This window comes from Paraburkholderia silvatlantica, from assembly GCF_003096715.1.
GTDB classification, from domain to species: Bacteria; Pseudomonadota; Gammaproteobacteria; order Burkholderiales; family Burkholderiaceae; genus Paraburkholderia; species Paraburkholderia silvatlantica.
In genome coordinates this window covers 1-5,332 of sequence record NZ_QEOL01000058.1, presented here as the reverse complement: position 1 = coordinate 5,332, position 5,332 = coordinate 1, and the positions used below count along the sequence as shown (strand labels likewise).

The following is a 5,332-nucleotide window of genomic DNA, read 5'->3' as shown; positions in this document are numbered from 1 at the left end:
ATCGTGGTGATTCTCGCCTACGACCAGTTCCTGTTCCGCCCGCTCGTCGCGTGGGCCGACAAGTTCCGCATGGAGAACACGAGCTCGGGCGACGCACCGGAATCGTGGCTGCTCGACCTGATTCGCCGCACGCGCCTCATTCACCGTCTGCTCGTGCCGATGGGCTTCCTGCTCGCCACGCTCGCGCGCATTCCGTTGCGCGTGCAACTGCCGAAGTCGCTGCCCGTCGTCACCACGATCAGCAAGCGCTCGCGCATCGGCGACATCATCTGGGCCGCGTTCGTGATCGCGCTGACCGTGTTCGTGGTGTGGCGCGTGGTGGCCTATGTACGCACGGGCGTGACGCTCGATGAAGTCTGGCACGTGTTCGTGCTCGGCCTCATCACGCTCCTGCGCGTGCTGCTCCTGATCGCCATCGCTTCGGTGATCTGGGTGCCGCTCGGCGTGCTGATCGGCCTGCGCCCGGCGCTCGCCGAGAAGGTGCAGCCGCTCGCGCAGTTCCTCGCGGCGTTCCCGGCGAACCTGCTGTTCCCAGTGTTCGTGATCGTGATCGTGCGCTTTCACCTGAACCCGGACATCTGGCTCTCGCCGCTCATCGTGCTCGGCACGCAGTGGTACATCCTCTTCAACGTGATCGCGGGCGCCAGCGCGTATCCGAACGATTACAAGGAAGCGGCCACGAACTTCCGCATTCGCGGCTGGCAATGGTGGAAGCAGGCCATGCTGCCGGGCATTTTCCCGTACTACATCACGGGCGCCATCACGGCTTCCGGTGGCGCATGGAATGCGAGCATCGTCTCCGAGTTCGTGCAGTGGGGCGACACGAAGCTCGCCGCGCACGGCCTCGGCTCGTACATCGCACAAACGACCGCCGCTGGCGACTTCCCGAAGATCATTCTGGGCATCGCGATGATGTCCCTGTTCGTTACGCTGTTCAACCGCGTGCTCTGGCGCCCGCTGTACACGTACGCCGAGTCCCGGCTGCGCCTCGATTGAGATGGAGTGACATCATGCTGAATCCGAAAATCGTCTCATCCGACCTGCTGCCGATGCGGCCCGCTCCCGGCCAGGAAGTGCTGGCCGTCAAGCATGTTTCGCGCGGCTTCGCGAAGAAAGAGGACGAGCGTCTCGTGCTCGACGACGTGAACCTCACGCTGCGCGAGGGCGAGATCGTCGGCTTGCTGGGCCGTTCCGGTTCGGGCAAGTCCACGCTGCTGCGGATCATCTCCGGGCTCATCGAGCCGACCGAAGGCGAGGTGAACTGGCTCGGCAAGCCGCTCGAAGGGCCTGCCGAAGGCGTGTCGATGGTGTTCCAGACCTTCGCGTTGTTCCCGTGGCTCACCGTGCTGCAGAACGTGGAAGCGGGCCTCGAGGCGCAGGGCGTGGGCGCGCGCGAGCGCCGCGAACGGGCGCTGGCGGCCATCGACCTGATCGGTCTGGACGGCTTCGAAAACGCCTATCCGCGCGAGCTTTCGGGCGGCATGCGCCAGCGCGTCGGTTTCGCGCGCGCGCTCGTGGTCGACCCGACACTTCTGCTCATGGACGAGCCGTTCTCGGCGCTCGACGTGCTGACCGCCGAAACGCTGCGTACCGATTTGCTCGACCTGTGGACGCAAGGGCGTCTGCCCATCAAGTCGGTGCTGATCGTCACGCACAACATCGAGGAAGCGGTGTTCATGTGCGACCGCATTCTCGTGCTGTCGTCGAATCCGGGGCGCGTGTCGGCCGAGATCAAGGTGCCGTTCAAGCATCCGCGCAACCGTCTCGACCCGGCGTTCCGCAAGCTCGTGGACGACATCTACGCGAAGATGACGGCGCGCGAAGCCGCCGAGGCTACGCATCGCCGTCTCGAAGTGGGCAGCCGTCTGCCGGACGTGTCGACCAACATCATGGCGGGTCTGATCGAGACGCTGGCGGCCGCGCCGTACCACGGCCGCGCCGACATGCCGGAAATCGCGCGCTCGCTGCATCTGGAAGTCGACGACCTGTTCCCGATCGTGGAAATGCTCCAGCAGCTCGGCTTTGCCGACGTGCGCGAAGGCGATGTCCTGCTCACGCCGCCCGCACGCGTGTTCGCCGAGATGGGCACGCAGGCGCGCAAGCTCATGTTCGCCGATCATCTGCTGCGCAATGTGCCGCTCGCGGCGCGGATCAAGAAGGTGCTCGACGAGCGGCCCGGCCATCGCGCGCCGCGCGTGCGCTTCGAGCAGGAACTGGAGGACGTGCTTTCGGATGTCGACGCCGAAGAAACGCTCGATACCGTGATCGAGTGGGCGCGTTATGGCGAGGTCTTCTCGTATAACGACCAGTCGGAAATCTTCAGTTTCGAGGATGTCGAGGCGTAAGGCTCCCCTGGTTTCCTGTCCGGGAAGCGGGTCGTGGAGACCCGATTCTTTCGGGTTCCCGGCGGGAACCGCCGCCTTCTTCAACTACGCTTGAGACATTGCGCCGCCCTTACAAGGGGCGGCTTTTTGCATTTCTGGCCATACGTTTTCAAACTTGTCTGATATCGGGCAGCCCCTGCCTTGTGGATCATAAATCTCGGGTCTGTGTATCCGGATGGAATGTGCAGACCTTGGGGCGCAGGAGGCGCGCTCGCGCGAGCTTCTGCCTGCAAGAATCAACCAGCAGAAAAACGGTAGAGGAACAAATGGCTATTTACCATGCAGCGGTCGAAGGCGATCCACTCGACAGTGGTGAAGGCGGCCACGTCTACGGGACAAAGAAAACCATCGGGACCATCGAGGACGAAAGTGGTACGTCCCGTCGTATGGTATTTATCGGAGACGAGGGTTATTGCGCGAAGTGCGGTAGCGCCGGCGCCATCACTTATGGCGCGGGTATGGCCGACAATCGGCGCATGGTTGATCTTGTCAACGGTGGACGGCGGCAGGCTGTTGGTGGTGACATCGTTCTATGCAAATGCGCGACTCCGCCCCGGATCGTTGCTGTCTATGGACAGAAGTTCAAGATCATTGACGGCGGCGGGGCCATGCGCAGCGGTATCGCTGAAAACGCGACGGGCGCAGTATCTCCCGCGCCGCAGAAACCGGAGGTGCCCCGCCATGTTCGCTGGTTCTATGTGTGGGACGCAGCGACCGGTGAGCCACTTCGCAACCGCGATTATGTGGCAGACGTTGCGGGTTCCAGACAGTCCGGAAAAACTAACAGTGACGGTTATGCAAGGATTGAAACCGACGGTGCGCAGCCGGTTGAGATCCACGCCACCTTTTCATCGCCCAGGCGGACCCTGAAACCATATCAGGGGGCCTGAGAGTGGCTGATTACACGATCGAGCACTGGACCACCGCACATACCACGGCGGACGGCAATAAAAATGATGCCGTCGCAATCCGGGTTGATGACAGAGCCGCGACGCGGCAGGCCATCATCACCCAGTTGAGGCGGAAGGGGTATCCGCTTATAGAGCGTTCAAGCTGGCACGCGCAACCGCCGCGCCCAGGTATGCGTCCGAGCCATTGGGACTATCAGGACATCGTTATACACCACGCGGGCCGCAGCTATTCCTGTGGTGCGCCGTCCATTGCAGAAATGCAGCGTGTGCAGGCGGAGGATATGGGCAGAAGTCCGCCGTTCAATGATGCGGGATATCACTACGCCGTTTCATGTCAAGGCGAAATATACGAGGCGCGTGATATCAGGTTTATTGGTGAGCATGTCGCCGGAGATAATACTGGAAAGATTGGAATTGTGTTTCTTGCCAATCTTGTGGAGGCTGGTGAGGCATTTGAGCAGGAATACAGTAATCTATCGTTTCTGGAGAAAATCAAGAATATTCGCGACATCTTGACTGATCAGGTTATCGTTAAGCATGATAATCCAACGACTCAGCAACTCAATGCGGCAATCGCTTTATGTGGTGTGTTGAAGGATTATTTTCATATCCACAGGCTTGGCGGGCACAGGGAATATCAGCGGCTTGCGAATCGTCAGGGGCGAGCATGCCCCGGTAATCTTGGAATGGATATTGTAAAATCTCTGCGTTCAAGATTATCACTTGGGGCCCCCGGAGCGTGATTCATGAGAAAAAGGTGGATTGTAGTCGTCTTGCTGGTCATTGGCGGGCTGCTCGGTTTCGTTTTTGATTTGTATGTTGGATACTATAATTCATATATTGATCATGATGGACATAGGGTGTATTTTTTAAAAGAAACCCCAACCCTAAGAAGCGAATTTATTAATCCTTTTGCAAATGAAGGTGATGCGCCAGCCGTCGATGATCTGTCGTCCGACGTCCGCAGCGAACTCTCCGATTACTGTAGATATGCATACGGGATAACTCATGGCGATTCGAAATCCCTCGAGGGATGTCGGGTGCGAATTCTTCGGGACGTTCAGTAGGTAGTCGGCCCTGAACAATTCGTTTTGTCGCGCAGATCGAACTAGGCCGTCGACGGCGTAGCGGTTTCGAAGCTAAGCAAAGCGGCGAGAACCAGAGCGTAAAAAAGCCGCAGCCTGCGCAGGATCATCCGCAGGTTATGGCCGGCGCCGCACAGCACCGCATGAATCGCATCGCCCAACGCACCCTTGAGCCAATTGCGACCGAGCTTGCCATCGGCCTTCATGTGTCCGATCGCCGGCTCGATCGCGCTACGCCGCCGGATCATCGCGCGCAGGCCGCGCGTAATGCCGCGTCGCAAGCCCGGGTGATAGACCTTCACACCATCGACGGCGACGCCCTTGTAGCCACGGTCGACGACAGCAATCTCCGGCTGAACATCGCTTAAGATCGCTGCCTGCTCCAACGCTTCGGCTAGCGTGTGCCCGTCATAAGGGTTGCCCGGCATCGAGCGAGCTCCGACGACCAGCCCTTCCTTGTGCGTTGTCGTGATCGACACCTTTACGCCGAATTCGTACGGCTTGCGTGCTTTGCCTTTCGACAGGCACTCGACCTCCGGCGCATGCAGCGCGTACAGCTTGTTCTTGTCCTTCTGCTTCTGCGACAGAATCCGCTTCGTGTGGCCGATCAGTTCTTCCAGCGCCGCCCGGCTTTGCTGCGCCACGCCATCGAGTTGCCGTTCAACGTCTCGCATCACGCGGCCCACGCGCGAACGCAAAGTGCGCAGCGCCTTCTTCATCCGCTTGTGCTGCTTCGCATGCGCATAGCGGCCGATCTGGCTCTCAAGACGCGGTGCTTCGCGGTTGTAGTTCTGCCGCAGCTTCAGCCCGTGCCGGGCAGCCGCCTTCACCAGATGTTCGCGGCAACGTTCGAGCAAGCGCGAATCGGTGGGGTGCGCAATCGCCTTCTCGTCAGGTAGCAGCGGCGCATTGCTGCGCCGCCGCCCCCTAAGAACCGTGCATGCGAGTTTCC

The 5,332-nt window shown here is 60.3% G+C and carries 5 protein-coding genes; 4 read left to right on the top strand and 1 reads right to left on the bottom strand.

The window, feature by feature from the left end:
• The 4 genes from C7411_RS36665 to C7411_RS36650 form a co-directional block, all read left to right on the top strand.
• Positions 1-996 (top strand): ABC transporter permease subunit (locus C7411_RS36665; RefSeq protein ID WP_116603305.1); only part of this gene is annotated, 996 nt, incomplete at its 5' end.
• A gap of 14 nt (positions 997-1,010) precedes the next feature.
• The gene (locus tag C7411_RS36660) at positions 1,011-2,345 is read left to right on the top strand and encodes an ABC transporter ATP-binding protein (RefSeq protein WP_042268033.1); all 1,335 of its coding nucleotides are present in this window, start codon (positions 1,011-1,013) and stop codon (positions 2,343-2,345) included.
• Between the two features lie 305 nt (positions 2,346-2,650).
• Complete coding sequence (locus tag C7411_RS36655) at positions 2,651-3,274, top strand: PAAR domain-containing protein (RefSeq protein WP_110389024.1); 624 nt, start codon at positions 2,651-2,653, stop codon at positions 3,272-3,274.
• 2 nt (positions 3,275-3,276) lie between these two features.
• Positions 3,277-4,038, top strand: coding sequence for a peptidoglycan recognition protein family protein (locus C7411_RS36650; RefSeq protein ID WP_110389023.1), 762 nt, complete (start codon positions 3,277-3,279; stop codon positions 4,036-4,038).
• Between the two features lie 365 nt (positions 4,039-4,403).
• Here the strand turns inward: C7411_RS36650 and C7411_RS36645 are convergent.
• On the bottom strand, positions 4,404-5,332 hold a 929-nt coding region (locus tag C7411_RS36645; protein ID WP_243413480.1), incomplete at its 5' end, for an IS5 family transposase.

Excerpts from the sequence above, each read along its gene's own strand:
- C7411_RS36655 (WP_110389024.1), top strand. The coding sequence starts at position 2,651 with ATGGCTATTTACCATGCAGCGGTCGAAGGCGATCCACTCGACAGTGGT.
- C7411_RS36660 (WP_042268033.1), top strand. The coding sequence starts at position 1,011 with ATGCTGAATCCGAAAATCGTCTCATCCGACCTGCTGCCGATGCGGCCC.